Raw genomic sequence first — 16,386 nt, forward strand, 5'->3', positions numbered from 1 at the left:
CGGCCCGCGCGGCGCACCCGGTCAGAAGCTGATCGAGTTGATCGTCTCCGCGATCGAGTTGAGGAACCGGTTGATGGACGGGGCCATGCCGGTCGAGGCGAGGAAGAAGCCGAAGAGGATCGCGACGATCGCGGGACCGGCCTTGAGGGACCCCCCTCTCATCAGCACTATCAGGATGATCGCCAACAGCAGCACCACAGACAGTGAAATGGCCACAACTGATCACACCCTCGGTCGGTCCGCTCTCCCGGTACCCGGGGACGCGGCCCCGCGCACCCCGCCAGAACCATCGTGCCACCAACACGGCCGCGCTATGCGGCACGTGACACAACGTCCGGATCCGCGCAGCAGGACGAGCCCGCGCGGGCTTGTCCGCACGCACCCAACGGCCTTGTTCCGCACAGCAATTCGACAGGCCACCCGCGCAGGGAATTCGACGGGATCGTTTCCGTACCCACACAACGTGTGCGCAGCTAATTCCAATTGCCGTCACAGCTGCCCCAACGCCCGGTGAGCAGGGGACCGGAGGGCCTGGAACGGGACATTCCGCCGGAGTCGGCCGCTGGTCTTATGCACGGTTTAGTGCGGATGAATCATGACAAGTGAGGCGTAGCAGAGGCGCATCCTCCCTGCTGCACAGGTGTGTTGGCCATCACGCGCACAACACCGACAACTCCCCGATATACGGGGTACCCGCAGTGATTAGTCAGGAATCACATCGAGCGTTTTACGGAATGCCACACACGACGCTAGGGTGCCTCAGATGTTCCACGCTGCCTCGTCCCCCGCAAGCGCAGTGAGGTCCCGGACGCCCTCCCCGATTTTCCGGTGGGAGGGCCCGTGACGGACTCGCTGCGACCGTACGGCCACCGCAGGACCGCACTCCCCCCGGCCCAGGAGCCGGCGGGCGCGGTGCCCAGTCCCCGCTCACCGCAGAGCCCGCAGAACCCGCGCAGCTCACGCAGCGCGCAGACCAAGCAGAACGGCAAGCAGCGCGACGCGTTCTTCGACAACGCCAAGTACCTGGCGATCGTGCTGGTGGCCATGGGCCACTCCTGGGAGCCGCTGAAGGATGACAGCCGGATCCTGGAGGCCGCCTACCAGGTCGTGTACGCCTTCCACATGCCGGCGTTCATCATCATCTCCGGGTACTTCTCCCGCAGCTTCGACATGCGCCCGGACCGGCTCAAGCGCCTGATCACCGGCGTGGCCGTGCCGTACATCGTCTTCGAGACCGCCTACCCGCTGTTCAAGCGCGTCATCGCCCACGACCCGCACCAGGACATCAGCCTCCTCGACCCCTGGTACCTGACCTGGTTCCTGTGCGCGCTGTTCATCTGGCGGCTGACCACGCCCATCTGGAAGCTGGTCCGCCACCCGCTCCCCCTCGCGCTCGCCCTCGCCATGCTGGCGTCCGTCTGCCCCGAGATCGGTGACGACCTCGACCTTCAGCGGGTGCTGCAGTTCCTGCCGTTCTTCGTGCTCGGCCTGTCGATGAAGCCCGAGCACTTCCAGTGGGTGCGCCGGCGCTCCGTGCGGATCCTGGCGGTGCCCGTGTTCGCCGCCGCGTTCGCCGTCAGCTGGTGGGCGGTGCCGCGCATGAACACCGGGTGGTTCTACCACCGCGACTCCGCGCAGGAGCTCGGCGCTCCCTGGTGGACCGGACCGGTGATGGTGCTGGCGCTGTTCGGCTGCTCGCTGCTGCTGACCGCCTGCTTCTTCGCCTGGGTGCCGCGCCGGCACCTGTGGTTCACCGCGCTCGGGGCGGGCACGCTCTACGGCTACCTGCTGCACGGCTTCCTGGTGAAGGCCGGCGACTACCGGGGCTGGTTCGAGGCGGCGTGGCTGCACCGGCCGCTCGGTGAGATCTTCGTGACCGTCCTCGCGGGCGTCGCCGTGACACTGCTGTGCACCAAGCCCGTGCAGCGGGTCTTCCGGTGCGTGATGGAGCCGAAGATGGAGTGGGCGTTCAAGCGGGACGCGGCCGAGCTGGCCCGTGAGCGGGAGCAGCGCGAGAAGCGGGACAGCGCCGCGCGGGAGACGCGCGAGAAGGTCAGCGCCTGACCTCGTCGCCGTCCGGTCCGCTCCCCTCGTCCCCAGCCCCGGCTCCCCCGCCCTCGACGAGACCGAGGAGTGCGCGCATCCGTGCGTACTTCTCGGTCAGTCGTGTACGGGTGGCCTCGTCGAGGAGCGCCAGGCGCGCCGGGTCGGCGTTGTGCGCCAGGTCCGCCTCCTTCACCAGCAGCGCGCCCGGGGTGGCCAGGATGCGCGCGGCGTACGCCTCCGGTGGCTCCCCGGCCCGCTTGGTGACCGCCCGCACGATGTCCTTGGTGCGGCGGCTCAGCGCGGCCTCGCCCAGCCAGTGCTCGCAGAGCGCGTCGTCCTCGACGGCGTCGTGCAGCCAGGCCGCCGCGATCTGCTCCTCGTCGCCGCCGCGCGCCCTGACACCCTCGGCCACCGCGCGCAGGTGCTCGGCGTAGGGCCGGCCCGCCTTGTCGGTCTGGCCGGCGTGCGCGGCGCGGGCGAGGGCCTCGACCTCGGCCAGGGTCAGCCTCACCGGGCCGCCGCCGCGGTGGGGCCCTCGCGGCAGATCAGCAGCAGGGCGCGGTCGTCGTTGACGTCCTTCGCGACGGCCTCGATGAGGTGCCAGGCGGCGCCGTGGAAGCCGCCGGCGACATAGCGGTCGGCCTCGCCGGTGAGGCGGTCGATGCCCTCGACGATGTCGCGGTCGGAGGTCTCCACCAGGCCGTCCGTGAACAGCATCAGCACGTCACCGGGGCGCAGCGAGCCTTTCACCGGGTCGAACTGGGCGCCGTCGTAGACCCCGAGGAGCGGGCCCTCGGCGGCCTTCTCCTCCCAGCGGCCGGTGCCCGCGCTGAGCTGGAGGCCCGGCGGGTGCCCGGCGGAGTACAGCTCGTAGTCGCCGGAGTCCAGGTCCAGCACGAGGTGGATGGAGGTGGCGAAGCCCTCCTCCCAGTCCTGGCGGAGCAGGTAGCCGTTGGCGGCGGGCAGGAAGGCGTGCGGCGGGAGCGAGCCCAGCAGGCCGCCGAACGCGCCGGACAGCAGCAGGGCGCGCGAGCCGGCGTCCATGCCCTTGCCGGAGACGTCCGTGAGGACGACCTCCAGGGTGCGGCCGCCGTTGGTGCGGGCCGCGACAACGAAGTCACCGGAGAACGACTGGCCCCCGGCGGGGCGCAGCGCCATCTCCCGGTGCCAGCCCTCCGGCAGTTTCGGCAGCTTGCTCTGCACCCGGATGCGTTCGCGCAGGTCGAAGAGCATCGTGCCGCCGCGCCGCCAGGGCACGCCGACGCGGCTGCGGAACTGGGCGAGCAGCAGGCCGAAGAAGCCGCAGGCGGCGACGACCAGGACCACACCGGGGGTGACCCGGGAGGGGCCCTCGGTGTACGGGCCGAGCCGTACCGACTCCACGATCAGGGCGGTGGCCGCCGCCGCGTACAGGCCGAGCAGGCTCGCCGGGCGCAGCAGCAGACCGCCGGCGACGATCGGCAGGACCAGCGCGGCCGGGGAGAACCACACCGAGTTGGCGAGCGTCGCCGTCGCCAGCAGCGGGATCATCAGGAGCAGGCCGGCCAGGGCCACCCAGTCCGAACCGTCGCCGCGGAAGTAGTCGACGGCGGATCGGCGCATGCCGACGCGGGCCCGGTGCCACTGCTTCTTCAACCGGGCCGTGAACGTCTCGGCTTCCGCTCGCCGTTGTCGTCCTGCTGCCATTAGTTCGGGACCCTATCCATCGGACCAGCCGCTTGGCACGGGAGGTCCATCTTGTCCCCCGTCCGGGGACCGACTTCCACAGTGAACTTCACCGAACGCCGCCGCGCTGGCGGCCGGCACAAATTCCCTCGCTCGCCGTCGTGGCGCGCTGGTAGGCATGGGCTATGGGAACTGACGCGCGTGACACGGGAACGGCGCACGAGGTGCGGGGGCTGCGGCCGGACGACTGGGACCGGTGGTACGACACCCTCCTGCGCGCCTTCGGCGGGGTGCCGGAGTCCGTGCAGGAGCGCGAGCTGTGGAACACGCTGACCGAGTACGAGCGTTCACTCGGTGCCTGGGACGGGGACACCTGCGTGGGGACGGCGGGGGCGTTCACCTTCCGGATGACCGTGCCCGGCGGCGCGTCGGTGCCCACGGCGGGCGTCACCATGGTCGGCGTGTCCGCCACGCACCGGCGGCGCGGGGTGCTGACCTCGATGATGCGGCGGCAGTTGGAGGACGTACGGTCGTGGGGCGAGCCGCTGGCCGTGCTGACCGCGTCCGAGCCGGTGATCTACGGGCGGTTCGGATACGGCGCCGCGACGTCGCTGTTGAGCGCCGAGATCGACACCAGCCGGGTGCGGCTGTCGGTGCCGGACGGCACCGATGACGTACGGCTGCGCTACGCCGATCCCGCCGCTGTCCTCGATGCCTGTGAGGCGCTGTACGCGCGGCTGGTGCCGCTGCGGCCGGGGATGCTGCAGCGGCGGCCCGGGTGGGAGCGGGTGGGGTTGCTCGACCCGGAGAGCGGCCGGGACGGGGCGTCGCCGTTGCAGTGTGTCGTCGCGGAGCGGGGCGGTGAGACGGTCGGGTACGCGCGGTTCCGGGTCAAGCCGCAGTGGGAGACCACCGGGCACAACGGCGTGGTGGTGCTGCGGGATCTGGCGGCGATGGACGCCGCGGCGGACGCGGCGCTGTGGCGGTTCCTGTTCGGGATCGACCTGACGACGTCGCTCGTCGTGCAACGGCGGCCCGTGGACGACGCGTGGCAGTACCTGGTGTCCGACATCCGGCGGTGCCTGACGCGGGTGCGGGACGACCTGTACGTACGGCTGGTGGAGGTCGGGGCCGCGTTGGAGGCGCGGACGTACCAGGCGCCGGTGGACGTGGTGTTCGAGGTGGAGGACGCGTTCTGTCCCTGGAACGCGGGGCGTTGGCGGCTGACCGGGGACGCGAAGGGGGCGTCCTGTGTGCGGACCTCGGACGCGGCGGATCTGGTGCTGTCGGTACGGGAGTTGGGGGCGGCGTACCTCGGGGGTGTGAGTCTGGCGGCGCTGGGGACGGCCGGGCGGGTGCGGGAGGTACGGGCGGGGGCGCTGGCCGAGGCCGCGGTGGGTTTCGGGAGTGTGGTGGCGCCCTGGTTGCCGTACGGGTTCTGACCTGGGCAGGTCAGTCGGTCTGGCAGGTGGGGCACCAGAAGAGGTTGCGGGCGGCGAGGCCGGCAGTGCGGATCTCGTCGCCGCACAGGTGGCAGGGCTGGTGGGCCCTGCGGTACACGTACACCTCGCCGCCGTGGTCGTCCACGCGGGGCGGGCGGCCCATGGCCTGGGGGGTGTGTTCCGGGCGGACGGTGTCGATGCGGTTGGTGCGGACGCCCTCGCGCATCAGCCCGACGAGGTCGGTCCAGATCGCGTCCCACTCGGCGGGGGTGATGTCCTTGCCGGGGCGGTACGGGTCGATGCGGTGGCGGAAGAGGACCTCGGCCCGGTAGACGTTGCCCACGCCGGCGATGACCTTCTGGTCCATGAGGAGCGCGGCGATCGTCGTACGGCTGCGGGAGATGCGGCGGTACGCGGCGCGGGGGTCGGCGTCCGGGCGGAGGGGGTCGGGGCCGAGGCGGTGGTGTATCGCCTGCTTCTCGGGGCCGGTGATCAGGGCGCAGGTGGTGGGGCCGCGCAGGTCCGCGTACGCGGTGTCGTTCGCGAGGCGGAGGCGGACGGTGTCGGTGGGGGGCGGGGCGGGGGCCGGGCCGAAGGTGACCTTGCCGAACAGGCCCAGGTGGATGTGGATCCAGTCGCTGTCGCGGAAGCCGAGGAAGAGGTGTTTGCCGTGGGCTTCGGCGGTGTGCAGGGGGGTGCCGGTGAGGAGGGCCGCGGCGGGGGTGAACTTGCCTTGGGGGCTGGTGAGGTGGGTGGGGGTGCCGTTGGCGAAGGTGGTGCGGTAGTCCTGGGCCAGGCGGTGGATGGTGTGCCCTTCTGGCACGGGGGTTCCTCTCTGTTCTGCGGCACGTTCCTCGCCCGCCCGCCCACCCGACACGGTCGGCCGACAGGCCCGGCTCACCCCGGGGCTCCGCCCCGGACCCCGCCAGTCTCCCACCCACCTGACGGAGTTCCCCGAGAGGCCGGGTCCTCGGGCTCGGGGAAGGCGCGGGGGCGGGCTCTCGGGCACTCGAGAGGGACCGGGGGCTTCGCCCCTGCACCCCAGTAGGCCTGTTCGACGCAGTCGGCCCGGGGGGGGTGCTTCCGTGACTCGGGAGGCGGCGGGGGCTTCGCCCCCTGCACCCCCGGCAGGCCTGTCCGACGCAGTCGACCTGGGGCCCCGGGCCTCCAAGCTCGGGGGCAGGTGAGGGCTTCGCTCCCGCGCCTGGCGGCCGTCCGAAGCGGTCAGCCCGCGGGGGGGGCGGGGCTTCGCCCCTGCACCCCGGCAAGTCCGTCCGACGCAGTCGACCCGGGGCCCAGGGTTTCCAAGCTCGGGGCATGGGGACGCCCCGCCGGCCGACTGCGTCGGAGGACGGACGGCGGGAGGCGAAGCCTCCACCCGTGCTGCGATCGAGCCGTTCCCGAAGCACGGAGGCTTCAGCCCCGGGCCGACCGCGTCGGACGGCCCTCGGGGTGCGAGGGGCGAAGCCCTCACCCGCTCTCCCTGAGCCTGGAGGGCCCCATCTGCGGGCCGACCGCGTCGGAGGGCCGCCAGGCGCGGGGCGAAGCCCTCACCTGCTCCCCGAGCACTGCGCCCTTGAAACCGGAGGCAGGCCGGGGCTGCGCCGGCCGCCTCCTCGGAGCCCCGGCTACTGCTGGGGGTGGTGGGGCGGGATCGGGGGCAGGTCGCCTGTCGTTTCGTATGCGGCGAGCATGTCGATGCGGCGGACGTGGCGTTCGTCGTTCGAGAAGGGCGTGGCGAGGAAGGTCTCGACGAACTTCGTCGCCTCGTCGAGGGAGTGCATGCGCGCGCCCACCGCGATCACGTTGGCGTTGTTGTGCTGGCGGCCCAGGGCCGCCGTCTCCTCGCTCCAGGCCAGGGCCGCGCGGACGCCCTTGACCTTGTTCGCGGCGATCTGCTCGCCGTTGCCGGAGCCGCCGATGACGATGCCGAGGGCGTCGGGGTCCGCTGCCGTGCGCTCCGCCGCGCGGAGGCAGAAGGGCGGGTAGTCGTCCTGGGCGTCGTAGATGTGCGGGCCGCAGTCGACGGGGTCGTGGCCCGCCGCCTTCAGCCAGTCGACGAGGTGGTTCTTGAGTTCGTAGCCGGCATGGTCCGAGCCGAGATACACGCGCATGGGACGAGTGTGACACGGCCGTTTCGGGGCAGCAGCCGGGGGTGTCGATCCTGAAAAGGGTGCGCAGGAGGCACGAACCTCAGGGAAACCTCAAGTAACGATTCGGAATCAAAGGTTTTCGAATCCAATCACCTCCGTTTCACTGGACCGGCTCGTACTCCGCTCGTACGGGTTCCAGTGCAACCGGCGCAAAGGAAATCCGTCCCATGACTTCGCAGCCGACCCTGACGAAGGCCGGAAACGGCCCCGGAGGTCCCGGAGAACCCGGTCACGGCCTCCAGGCAGGCCTCAAGAACCGTCACCTGTCGATGATCGCCATTGGTGGTGTCATCGGGGCTGGTCTGTTCGTCGGATCCAGTTCCGGTATCGCCACCGCCGGGCCCGGCATTCTCCTGTCGTACGCCCTCGTCGGCACGCTCGTGGTGCTGGTGATGCGGATGCTCGGGGAGATGTCGGCCGCCAACCCGACCTCCGGGTCGTTCTCCGCCCACGCGGACCGGGCGCTCGGCCCTTGGGCCGGATTCAGCATCGGCTGGCTCTACTGGTTCTTCTGGGTCGTGGTGCTGGCGGTGGAGGCCACCGCGGGCGCCAAGATCCTGGAGGGGTGGATACCGGCGGTGCCCCAGTGGGGGTGGGCGCTGATCGTGATGGTGGTGCTGACCGCCACCAACCTGGTGTCCGTCGGCTCCTACGGTGAGTTCGAGTTCTGGTTCGCCGGCATCAAGGTCGTCGCCATCGCCGCCTTCATCGTGATCGGCGGGCTCGCCGTGTTCGGGCTGCTGCCGGGTGTCGACAGCGAGCAGGCCGGCCTGTCGAACCTCACCGCCCACGGCGGCTTCCTGCCCAACGGGCCGGGGGCCATCCTCACCGGTGTGCTGCTCGTCGTCTTCTCCTTCATGGGCAGCGAGATCGCGACGCTGGCCGCCGGGGAGTCGGAGAACCCGCAGCAGGCCGTGACCAAGGCGACCAACAGCATCATCTGGCGGGTCGCCGTCTTCTACCTGGGCTCGATCCTCGTCGTGGTGTCCCTGCTGCCGTGGGACAGCAAGGCGATCACGGAGAAGGGCTCGTACGTCGCCGCGCTCGACTCGCTCGGCATTCCGCACGCCGGTCAGATCATGAACTTCATCGTGCTGACCTCGGTGCTGTCCTGCCTCAACTCCGGTCTGTACACCGCCTCCCGCATGGCGTTCTCGCTCGGCGAGCGCGGGGACGCGCCGAAGTCGTTCGCCCGGACGACGAGCAACGGTGTGCCGCGTACCGCGATCATCGCGTCCGTGGTGTTCGGTTTCGTGGCCGTCTTCTTCAACTACAAGTTCCCGGACTCCGTCTTCCTCTTCCTGGTCAATTCCAGCGGTGCCGTCGCCCTGTTCGTGTGGCTGGTCATCTGCTTCTCGCAGCTGCGCATGCGGAAGATCATCAAGGCGGAGGCGCCGGAGAAGCTGGTCGTGAAGATGTGGCTGTACCCGTACCTGACCTGGGCCACGGCCGCGCTGATCGTGTTCGTGCTGGGGTACATGCTGACCGACACCGAGCACGACGGCCGGGAGACCGTGCTGCTGTCGCTGCTCGTCGCGGCGATCGTGCTGGTCATCGCCTTCGTGAAGGAGAAGGTCGGTGGCGGTCGCCGGCCCGCCGCGGCGGGCGAGGCGGGTGCCGCCCCGGCCAAGGACGAGGTCTCGGCGGGCTGAGTCCCGGCTTCGGGCCGACCAGGCGTACAGGGGCCCGCGGTGCGTTCGCGTACCGCGGGCCCCTGTCTTCGTGCGCTCACGCACCCCTCTCCAGCGGCGGCGGAGCTGATCGGGGGGCTTCGGAAGGCCTGCCGGATAACGTGACGGGACCTGTCAGGTTATCCGGCCACCCTCGGTGCCATGAGCTCCGAGAACCGCATCACCGACCTGTTCGCGCTCCGCCCCGGCGACCCCGGCGCGGCAGGGCGGCCTGCTCCTGACGACCCGGCGCATGGACCGGGTGACCGTCGACCCCGGGTCCCGCACGGCCCGTATCCAGGCGGGGGTGCGCTGGGGGCAGGTCGTGGCGGCCGCCGTGCCCCACGGGCTGGCGCCGCTCAACGGCTCCGCGCCGGGCGTCGGGGCCGTGTCGTACACGCTGGGCGGCGGACTGGGCATCCTGGCGCGGGAGTTCGGCTACGCGGCGGACCATGTGCGCTCGCTCGACGTCGTCACCGCGGACGGACGGGAGCGCCACGTCACGCCGGAGCGGGAACCTGGGCTGTACTGGGCGCTGCTCGGCGGCGGGCCCGGGCTCGGCGTCGTCACCGGGCTGGAGATCGGCCTCGTACCGGTGCGCACGCTGTACGGCGGGTCGCTGGCGTTCGACGGCCACCGGGTCGACCCGGTGGCCGTGCTGCGGGCGTACGAGGAGTGGACGCGGACCGTGCCCGACTCGCTGACCTCGTCCTTCGCGGCCGTGCCGTACCCGGACCTGCCGGGCCTGCCGCCGCACCTGCGCGGGCGGTACGTCATCTCCGTACGCGTGGCCTGCACCGGCCCCGACGGGGAGCGGCTCACCGCCCCGCTGCGGGAGATCGGGCCGGTGCTCGACGACGCACTGCGCGTGATGCCGTACGCCGAGAGCCACACCATCCACAGCGACCCGGACGTCCCGCACACCTACTACGGGGACAGCGCCGTGCTGAGCGGGCTGGACGTCGACCTGGCCGCGAAGGTGCTGGCCAGGACCGGGCCGGGCGCCGGCGCGATGTGCGTCGTGCAGATCAACCACCTGGGCGGGGCGCTGGCCCGCCCCGCGCCGAACGCGGTGCCGTTCCGCGCCGGGCGTTTCCTGGTGCGGCTGCTGACGATGGGCGAGCGCGAGAAGGCGCGTGCGCTGCTGGACCCGGCGCTCGCGGTGCTGGCCCCGGTGACCCTGGGCCGTGCGCTGAACTTCGCCTTCGGGGCGGGCGACCGCACCGAAGGGCTGTACGACCCCGTGACGCGCGCGAGGCTCGCCGGGCTGAAGCAGCGCTTCGACCCGGCGAACCTCTTTCGCGCACCCTTCGAGGTCAGCGCTCGATGAGCTTCCAGGCGGTGGGCAGCGCGCCCATCGCCAGGGCGGCCTTGAGGGCGTCGCCGATCAGGAACGGGGTGAGGCCGGCCGCGATCGCAGCGGTGGCGGACATGCCGGTGGCCAGGGCCAGGTAGGGCACGCCGACGGCGTAGATGATCACCTCGCCCAGCACCATCGTGCCCGCCGTGCGCAGCACGGAGCGGTCGGCGCCGCGCCGGGCCAGGGCGCCCACCACGGCGGAGGCGAGGATCATGCCGAGGATGTAGCCGAAGGAGGGGGCGGCGGCGCCCGAGGTCCCGCCCGCGAACCACGGCACGCCCGCCATGCCGGCCAGGGCGTACAGCACGAGCGAGAGGAAGCCGCGGCCCGCGCCGAGGGCCGTGCCGACCAGCAGCGCGGCGAAGGTCTGGCCGGTCACCGGGACCGGGGAGCCCGGCACGGGCACGGAGATCTGGGCGGCGAGGCCGGTGAGCGCGGCTCCGCCGAGCACGAGGGCCGCGTCCCGGACTCGGGAGGCGGGCAGGAGGTCGGCGAGGACCTGGCCGGTGCGGGCGGGGGCGGCGGCAGCGGTGCTCATGGGGACTCCGCGGGTGGTGTGGGCAGGACGGACACGGTGACGCTATACCGGCGGGCACGAGGCGATCACCATCAGCGGTCGACAAAGGCTCGAACGCGCGCTTGGTGACCTTCCGACAACTGGTGCCTGATACACCGGGTACGGCGTGACACCGGTCACGGAGGCCGGGAGGTTTCGCTCACTCAGGCGCCGGTCGAGGGGACTGTAGGGTTTCACCAAAAGGAGCCGCCGGGCGGCTCCCGCGCCGCCAGTGACCGGACGATCACGTGCCGTGCCGCACCTGTCCACATGATGGGCGGCGGCCGCCTCCGCGTGGCCGTCCGCCCAGACTGGCGGCGTTTTTGCCCTCAGCACGCCATCTCACGCATTGGACGCACCACGCCCATGCCCAGCACCACCACCGGGACGCCGCCGAGCACCGACGGCGCCGCCCTGTCCCACGGCCTGAAGCAGCGCCATCTGTCGATGATCGCCCTCGGCGGGGTGATCGGCGCCGGACTGTTCGTCGGCTCCGGCGCGGGCATCGCCGCCGCCGGGCCCTCGATCGTCCTCGCCTATGCCCTCTCCGGCCTCCTCGTGATGCTCGTGATGCGGATGCTGGGCGAGATGTCGGCCGCCTACCCGTCGTCGGGGTCGTTCTCCGCGCACGCCGAGCGGGCGATCGGCCCGTGGGCGGGCTTCACGGCGGGCTGGTCGTTCTGGGTGCTGCTGTGCACGGCCGTCGGCCTGGAGGGCATCGGCGCCGCGAAGATCGTGACGGGCTGGCTGCCGGGGACGCCCGAGTGGGCATGGGTGGCACTGTTCATGGTGGTCTTCTGCGCCACGAACCTCGCCGCCGTGAAGAACTTCGGCGAGTTCGAGTTCTGGTTCGCCGCGCTGAAGGTCGGCGCGATCACCCTGTTCCTGGTGCTGGGCGTGCTGGCGATCGCCGGCGTGCTGCCCGGAACGGACTCCCCGGGCCTGAGCCACCTCACCGGCGAGGGCGGCTTCCTGCCCAACGGCGGCGAGGGCCTGGTCATCGGCCTGCTCGCGTCCGTCTTCGCCTACGGCGGCCTGGAGACGGTCACCATCGCGGCGGCCGAGTCGGAGAACCCGGTCAAGGGGGTCGCCAGCGCGGTGCGGACCGCGATGTGGCGTATCGCGGTGTTCTACATCGGCTCGATGGCGGTCATCGTCACCCTCGTCCCGTGGGACTCCGAAGAGGTCGTGGCGAAGGGCCCGTACGTCGCCGCGCTCGACGAGCTCGGCATCCCGGGCGCCGGGCAGCTGATGAACGTCGTGGTGCTGGTGGCGCTGCTGTCGGCGATGAACGCCAACGTCTACGGCGCCTCGCGCATCGCCTACTCGCTGGTGGAGCGCGGGCAGGGGCCGAAGGGGCTGGGCCGGGTGTCCGGCGGGGTGCCGCGGATCGCGGTGCTGGCCTCCTGCGTGTTCGGCTTCCTGTGCGTGGTGCTGAGCTACTGGCGGCCCGACGACGTCTTCGCCTGGCTGCTGAACATGATCGGCGCGGTGATCCTGGTCGTCTGGATCTTCATCGCCGTCTCCCAGCTGCGGCTGCGCCGCCGGCTGGAGCGGGAGGCGCCGGAGCGGCTGGCCGTGCGGATGTGGGCGTTCCCGTGGCTGACCTGGGTGGCGCTGGCGGGCATGGCCGGGATCTTCGTCCTGATGGCCCGGCAGCCGGACACCCGCGTGCAGCTGTACTCGACGGGCGGCATGACGCTGTTCCTCGCGGCGGTCGGCTACGCCTGGCAGAAGGCACGCGCCGGTCGCTGACGCCCGTCCGCATACAAGGCCCCCGTCCACGGGGGCCTTTTTGTGTCCCTGGGCACCCACAGGCGCTCTCCTGCTGCTAGCGTGCAGTTGCAAGTAGCTTGCAATAAGAGGTTCGAAGGGGACCCGCCATGCCCGTCTACACGCTGCCTGACCTGCCGTACGACTACTCCGCGCTCGCCCCCGTGATCAGCCCCGAGATCATCGAGCTGCACCACGACAAGCACCACGCGGCCTATGTGAAGGGCGCCAACGACACGCTGGAGCAGCTGGCCGAGGCGCGGGACAAGGAGCAGTGGGGCTCGATCAACGGGCTGGAGAAGAACCTGGCCTTCCACCTCTCCGGGCACATCCTGCACTCGATCTACTGGCAGAACATGACCGGCCCGAAGGACGGCGGCGGTGAGCCGCTCGCCCAGGACGGGGTCGGGGAGCTGGCGGAGGCGATCAGGGAGTCGTTCGGCTCGTTCGCCGCGTTCAGGACGCAGCTGTCCAAGGCCGCCGCGGCCACCCAGGGCTCCGGCTGGGGCGTCCTGGCCTACGAGCCGCTCAGCGGGCGGCTGATCGTCGAGCAGGTCTACGACCACCAGGGCAACGTCGGCCAGGGCTCGACGCCGATCCTGGTCTTCGACGCCTGGGAGCACGCCTTCTACCTGCAGTACCGCAACCAGAAGGCGGACTTCGTCGAGGCGATGTGGCAGGTCGTCAACTGGCAGGACGTGGCCCGCCGTCACGAGGCGGCCAAGGCGCGCGCGGACGTACTGCTGCCGGCTCCCTGAGAGCCTTTCCCGTCGCCCTGCCTCGTGATCGTCTTCTCACCCTTCACGCGGGCAGGCGGAGAGAAGGAAAGCCCCCGCGCGGACGTGACGCGCGGGGCTTTCCCGTGCCGGTGCGAGGAGGTCAGTCGATGCCGCGCAGGTAGATCCGGCTGCGGTCCTTCCCCGCCGGGGCGACGGTGATGTCCAGGGAGTCCAGCTCACCGTCACACGGAGCACAGACCTGGCCCGCGGTGACGCCGTCGAGGGTCTCCGGCTCGGCCAGGCCCAGGTGGGCGAAGGGTGCGGTGGGCTCGTAGCCGGCCGGGGCGGCGGCCCTCTTCCGGTGGACCGGCTGGTGCTCCGGGTCGAGCCCGTCGACGAAGCCGTCGACCTCGCCCGCGGGCAGGACGAAGGCCAGCAGCAGCACGTCGTCCTGGAAGCCCTTCTGCCGGGCGCCCAGGCGCTGCGTGGCCGTCCGCGGGACGGTCACCCCGAGGTCCTGGGCGACCCGCGTGAACCCGACGCCCTTCACCCAGTACGGCACCCGCTGTCCACCGGAGTCCGACCGGGAACCGGCGTCCGTGGAGGAACGGGCGTCCGTGCCGCCACTCCCGGTCCCGCACCCCGCGAGCACCGCGACGGCCAGCACGGTGACCAGTCCCACGGCGGCCCGTACACCGACTACTGGCACTCGTCCCACACCATGCACATCCAGATGTGAACAGGCTTGCGCCGGTTGCCTCTTGCAGAAGATCTTCACGACGGGAGCAGGCGCTTCCGCCGGCCCTGCCGGGGCGTCAGGTGGTGGGGACGTTGAGCGACAGCAGGCCCGTGGTGCCGGTGTCCGGGTCCAGTCGGAGTTCGGTGAGGGCCGCGTTGTGCAGGCGGGGGAAGACGCGGCGGTACTCGGCGAGCGGGATGTGCAGCAGTCGGCACAGCACCAGGCGCAGCAGGGTGTTGTGGGCGACGACCAGGACCCGTTCGCCGGGGTGGGCAACCGCGATGCGGTGCAGGGCGGCGGCACCGCGCCCGGAGGCGGCGGCCGGGTCCTCGGCGCCGGGGAAGCGGTGAGCCACCGGGTCGGCCCGGTAGGCGTCCGCGTGGGCCGGGTCCTGCTCGGCGAACTCCGCGAGCGTACGGCCCTCCACCACCCCGAAGTCGCATTCGCGCAGGTCCGGTTCGCGGCGCGGGGTGAGGCCGAGCGCCGCGCAGGCGGGCTCGGCGGTGGCCACCGCGCGGGACAGCGGCGAGGTCCACACCGCGTCGACCGGGTGCTCGCCGATCCAGCGGCCCAGGGACCGCGCCTGGGCACGGCCGGTGTCGGTGAGCGCGATGTCGCTGACGCCGGCGTAGCGGTTCTCGGCGTGCCAGACGGTCTGTCCGTGGCGGGCGAGGAGGAGGGTGGCGGTCATGGACCGCCAGTATGGCGCTCCGCCCGGCCGCGCGCATGCGCCGCCACCGGGCCCGGCAGCCAGCCGCGGGACTCCAGCGCGTCCAGAAGGCGGAGGTAGGGGGCGGTGAAGCGGGCCGTGTTCTGGGGGTGGACGGTGGTGCGGATGCGGACCATGCGGTCGGTGACGTCGGTCAGCGGGGTTCCGGTCGTCGCGTGGCAGGCCAGCGCGGCCATGCCCAGGGCCGGTTCGGTCTGCTGCGGAACGCGGGCCGGGCGGCCCAGGATGTCGGCGCGCAGCTGGTTCCAGTAGGTGCTGCGGGCGCCGCCCCCGGTGAAGGTGAGCGGGCCGTCGAGGGGGGCGCCCAGGTGGTGCAGGTAGTCCAGGCAGAGCCGTTCGGCCAGGCCGACGCCCTGGAGGAGGGCGGCCCACCGGTCGGCCTCGTCCGCGGGCTCGCCGAGGAGGAGGAAGGTCGCCTCGGGGGCCAGGAACGGGAACCGCTCCCCCGGCGAGACCAGCGGGTAGGCGATCGCCCCGGACGGTTCGAAGGCGGCGGCCCGGGCGTCCAGGGCGGCGGGATCGGCCCCGGGGAAGGCCGCCGGGAGCGCCCCCGCCCCGACGCTGGACGCCCCGCCCGGCAGCCAGGTGCCGTCCGGGGCACGGTGGTTGTAGACCACGCCGGCCGGGTCCCGGACGGGGTCGCGGGCGGCGCCCTTGAGGACGAGCGTGGTGCCGAGGACCGAGTTCCAGGCGCCGGGGCGCAGGGCGCCCGAGGCGACCTGGGCGGCGCAGCCGTCGGTCATCCCGGCGATCACCGGGGTGCCGGCCGGGATGCCGGTGGCGTCGGCGGCGGCCGGGCCGACCTCGCCGAGGCGGGTGCCGGGGCGGACGACGTGGGGCAACAGCCCTTGCGGCAGGCCGAGTCCGGCGAGAGCAGCCTCTGGCCAGGCGTCGCGCTCCAGGTCGTAACCGGTCTTCAGGGCGTGGCTGGAGTCGGCGGGGGGCAGCTCGCCGGTGAGGCGGGTGACGATCAGGTCGGGCTGGTGCGCCAGGCGCAGACCGTGCTCCCGCACCGCGGGGCCGTACTCCGCCAGCAGCCACAGCGCCTTCGGCAGCGCCCAGGTGTCCTGCACCGCGAGCCCCGCCCGCCGGGCCCGGGCCGCCTCACCGGCCGCGCGGGCGTCGTCGTACATCAGCGCGGGGGTGGCCGGGCGCCCCGAGGCGTCCGTCAGCAGGACGGTGCCGGAGGTGCCGCACACCGCGAGCCCGCCGATCCGTACGCCGTGCAGTGCGGCGAGCGCGGACCGGGAGGCCGCGCACAACGCCGTCCACCACTGCCGCGGGTCCTGCTCGTGCCGCGGCCCGTCCCGCCGTCCGGTCAGCGGGGCCGAACCGGCGCCGAGGACCGTGCCGTCGGCGGTGGCGGCCAGCACGCGCACGCTCTGGGTGCCGAGGTCGATGCCGAGCCACGCCTCGTCGGTGACGCCCCGGTCCGCCATCCCCACCTCCCGCTCCGGCGTGTGAACTTCTCACTCTGCACCGATATTTTCCCGTGCGCGAGGGATTGACGCCCCCCTTGGGCCGTAACACCCT

The 16,386-nt window shown here is 72.1% G+C and carries 14 protein-coding genes and 1 pseudogene; 6 read left to right on the forward strand and 9 right to left on the reverse strand.

What is annotated here, in order from left to right:
- Positions 1-21: 21 nt before the first annotated feature.
- Entirely contained in the window at positions 22-216 is a 195-nt protein-coding gene (locus AB0K80_RS01995; protein ID WP_365664803.1) for a hypothetical protein, read from the reverse strand.
- Between the two features lie 624 nt (positions 217-840).
- Here AB0K80_RS01995 and AB0K80_RS02000 point away from each other — a divergent pair.
- Entirely contained in the window at positions 841-2,064 is a 1,224-nt protein-coding gene (locus AB0K80_RS02000) for an acyltransferase family protein (protein WP_365664805.1), read from the forward strand.
- On the opposite strand, the gene AB0K80_RS02005 is transcribed toward AB0K80_RS02000, so the two are convergent.
- Together AB0K80_RS02005 and AB0K80_RS02010 are read right to left on the reverse strand one after the other, a co-directional pair.
- Positions 2,054-2,551, reverse strand: a complete 498-nt coding sequence (locus tag AB0K80_RS02005) for an HD domain-containing protein (protein ID WP_365664965.1) — start codon at positions 2,549-2,551, stop codon at positions 2,054-2,056. The genes AB0K80_RS02000 and AB0K80_RS02005 overlap by 11 nt on opposite strands.
- Before the next feature lie 2 nt (positions 2,552-2,553).
- Positions 2,554-3,732, reverse strand: a complete 1,179-nt coding sequence (locus tag AB0K80_RS02010; protein WP_365664807.1) for a PP2C family protein-serine/threonine phosphatase — start codon at positions 3,730-3,732, stop codon at positions 2,554-2,556.
- Positions 3,733-3,896: 164 nt separating this feature from the next.
- Here AB0K80_RS02010 and AB0K80_RS02015 point away from each other — a divergent pair, with 164 nt between their 5' ends.
- Complete coding sequence (locus tag AB0K80_RS02015) at positions 3,897-5,153, forward strand: GNAT family N-acetyltransferase (RefSeq protein ID WP_365664808.1); 1,257 nt, start codon at positions 3,897-3,899, stop codon at positions 5,151-5,153.
- 10 nt (positions 5,154-5,163) lie between these two features.
- Here the strand turns inward: AB0K80_RS02015 and AB0K80_RS02020 are convergent, their stop codons facing one another.
- Positions 5,164-5,976: a DNA-formamidopyrimidine glycosylase family protein gene (locus AB0K80_RS02020; RefSeq protein WP_365664810.1), complete on the reverse strand. Its 813-nt coding sequence runs from the start codon at positions 5,974-5,976 to the stop codon at positions 5,164-5,166.
- 805 nt (positions 5,977-6,781) lie between these two features.
- Positions 6,782-7,267: a ribose-5-phosphate isomerase gene (locus AB0K80_RS02025; RefSeq protein WP_365664811.1), complete on the reverse strand. Its 486-nt coding sequence runs from the start codon at positions 7,265-7,267 to the stop codon at positions 6,782-6,784.
- A gap of 206 nt (positions 7,268-7,473) precedes the next feature.
- Here AB0K80_RS02025 and AB0K80_RS02030 point away from each other — a divergent pair, with 206 nt between their 5' ends.
- Positions 7,474-8,958: an amino acid permease gene (locus AB0K80_RS02030; protein ID WP_365664813.1), complete on the forward strand. Its 1,485-nt coding sequence runs from the start codon at positions 7,474-7,476 to the stop codon at positions 8,956-8,958.
- A 241-nt stretch (positions 8,959-9,199) separates the two neighbouring features.
- A pseudogene (locus AB0K80_RS02035) lies at positions 9,200-10,306 on the forward strand (FAD-binding protein); the annotation flags it as partial.
- On the opposite strand, the gene AB0K80_RS02040 reads toward AB0K80_RS02035, so the two are convergent.
- Positions 10,293-10,874, reverse strand: a complete 582-nt coding sequence (locus AB0K80_RS02040; RefSeq protein ID WP_365664815.1) for a biotin transporter BioY — start codon at positions 10,872-10,874, stop codon at positions 10,293-10,295. The pseudogene AB0K80_RS02035 and the gene AB0K80_RS02040 sit on opposite strands and share 14 nt — an antisense overlap.
- A 384-nt stretch (positions 10,875-11,258) precedes the next feature.
- On the opposite strand from AB0K80_RS02040, the gene AB0K80_RS02045 reads away from it, so the two are divergent.
- A complete protein-coding gene (locus tag AB0K80_RS02045; protein WP_365664816.1) occupies positions 11,259-12,647 on the forward strand; it encodes an amino acid permease in 1,389 nt (462 codons plus the stop codon).
- Between the two features lie 128 nt (positions 12,648-12,775).
- The gene (locus tag AB0K80_RS02050) at positions 12,776-13,423 is read left to right on the forward strand and encodes a superoxide dismutase (protein WP_365664818.1); all 648 of its coding nucleotides are present in this window, start codon (positions 12,776-12,778) and stop codon (positions 13,421-13,423) included.
- A 121-nt stretch (positions 13,424-13,544) separates the two neighbouring features.
- Here the strand turns inward: AB0K80_RS02050 and AB0K80_RS02055 are convergent, their stop codons facing one another.
- The 3 genes from AB0K80_RS02055 to AB0K80_RS02065 all read right to left on the reverse strand — a co-directional run bounded on the left by AB0K80_RS02055 (position 13,545) and on the right by AB0K80_RS02065 (position 16,292).
- Positions 13,545-14,093, reverse strand: coding sequence for a hypothetical protein (locus tag AB0K80_RS02055; protein ID WP_365664820.1), 549 nt, complete (start codon positions 14,091-14,093; stop codon positions 13,545-13,547).
- Between the two features lie 106 nt (positions 14,094-14,199).
- Positions 14,200-14,814, reverse strand: coding sequence for a histidine phosphatase family protein (locus AB0K80_RS02060; protein ID WP_365664821.1), 615 nt, complete (start codon positions 14,812-14,814; stop codon positions 14,200-14,202).
- A complete protein-coding gene (locus AB0K80_RS02065; protein ID WP_365664823.1) occupies positions 14,811-16,292 on the reverse strand; it encodes an FGGY family carbohydrate kinase in 1,482 nt (493 codons plus the stop codon). Before AB0K80_RS02065 ends, AB0K80_RS02060 begins: the two co-directional genes overlap by 4 nt.
- Positions 16,293-16,386 lie beyond the last annotated feature (94 nt).

Origin of the sequence: Streptomyces sp. NPDC052682 (assembly GCF_040678435.1) — a bacterium.
Taxonomy (GTDB): Bacteria; Actinomycetota; Actinomycetes; order Streptomycetales; family Streptomycetaceae; genus Streptomyces.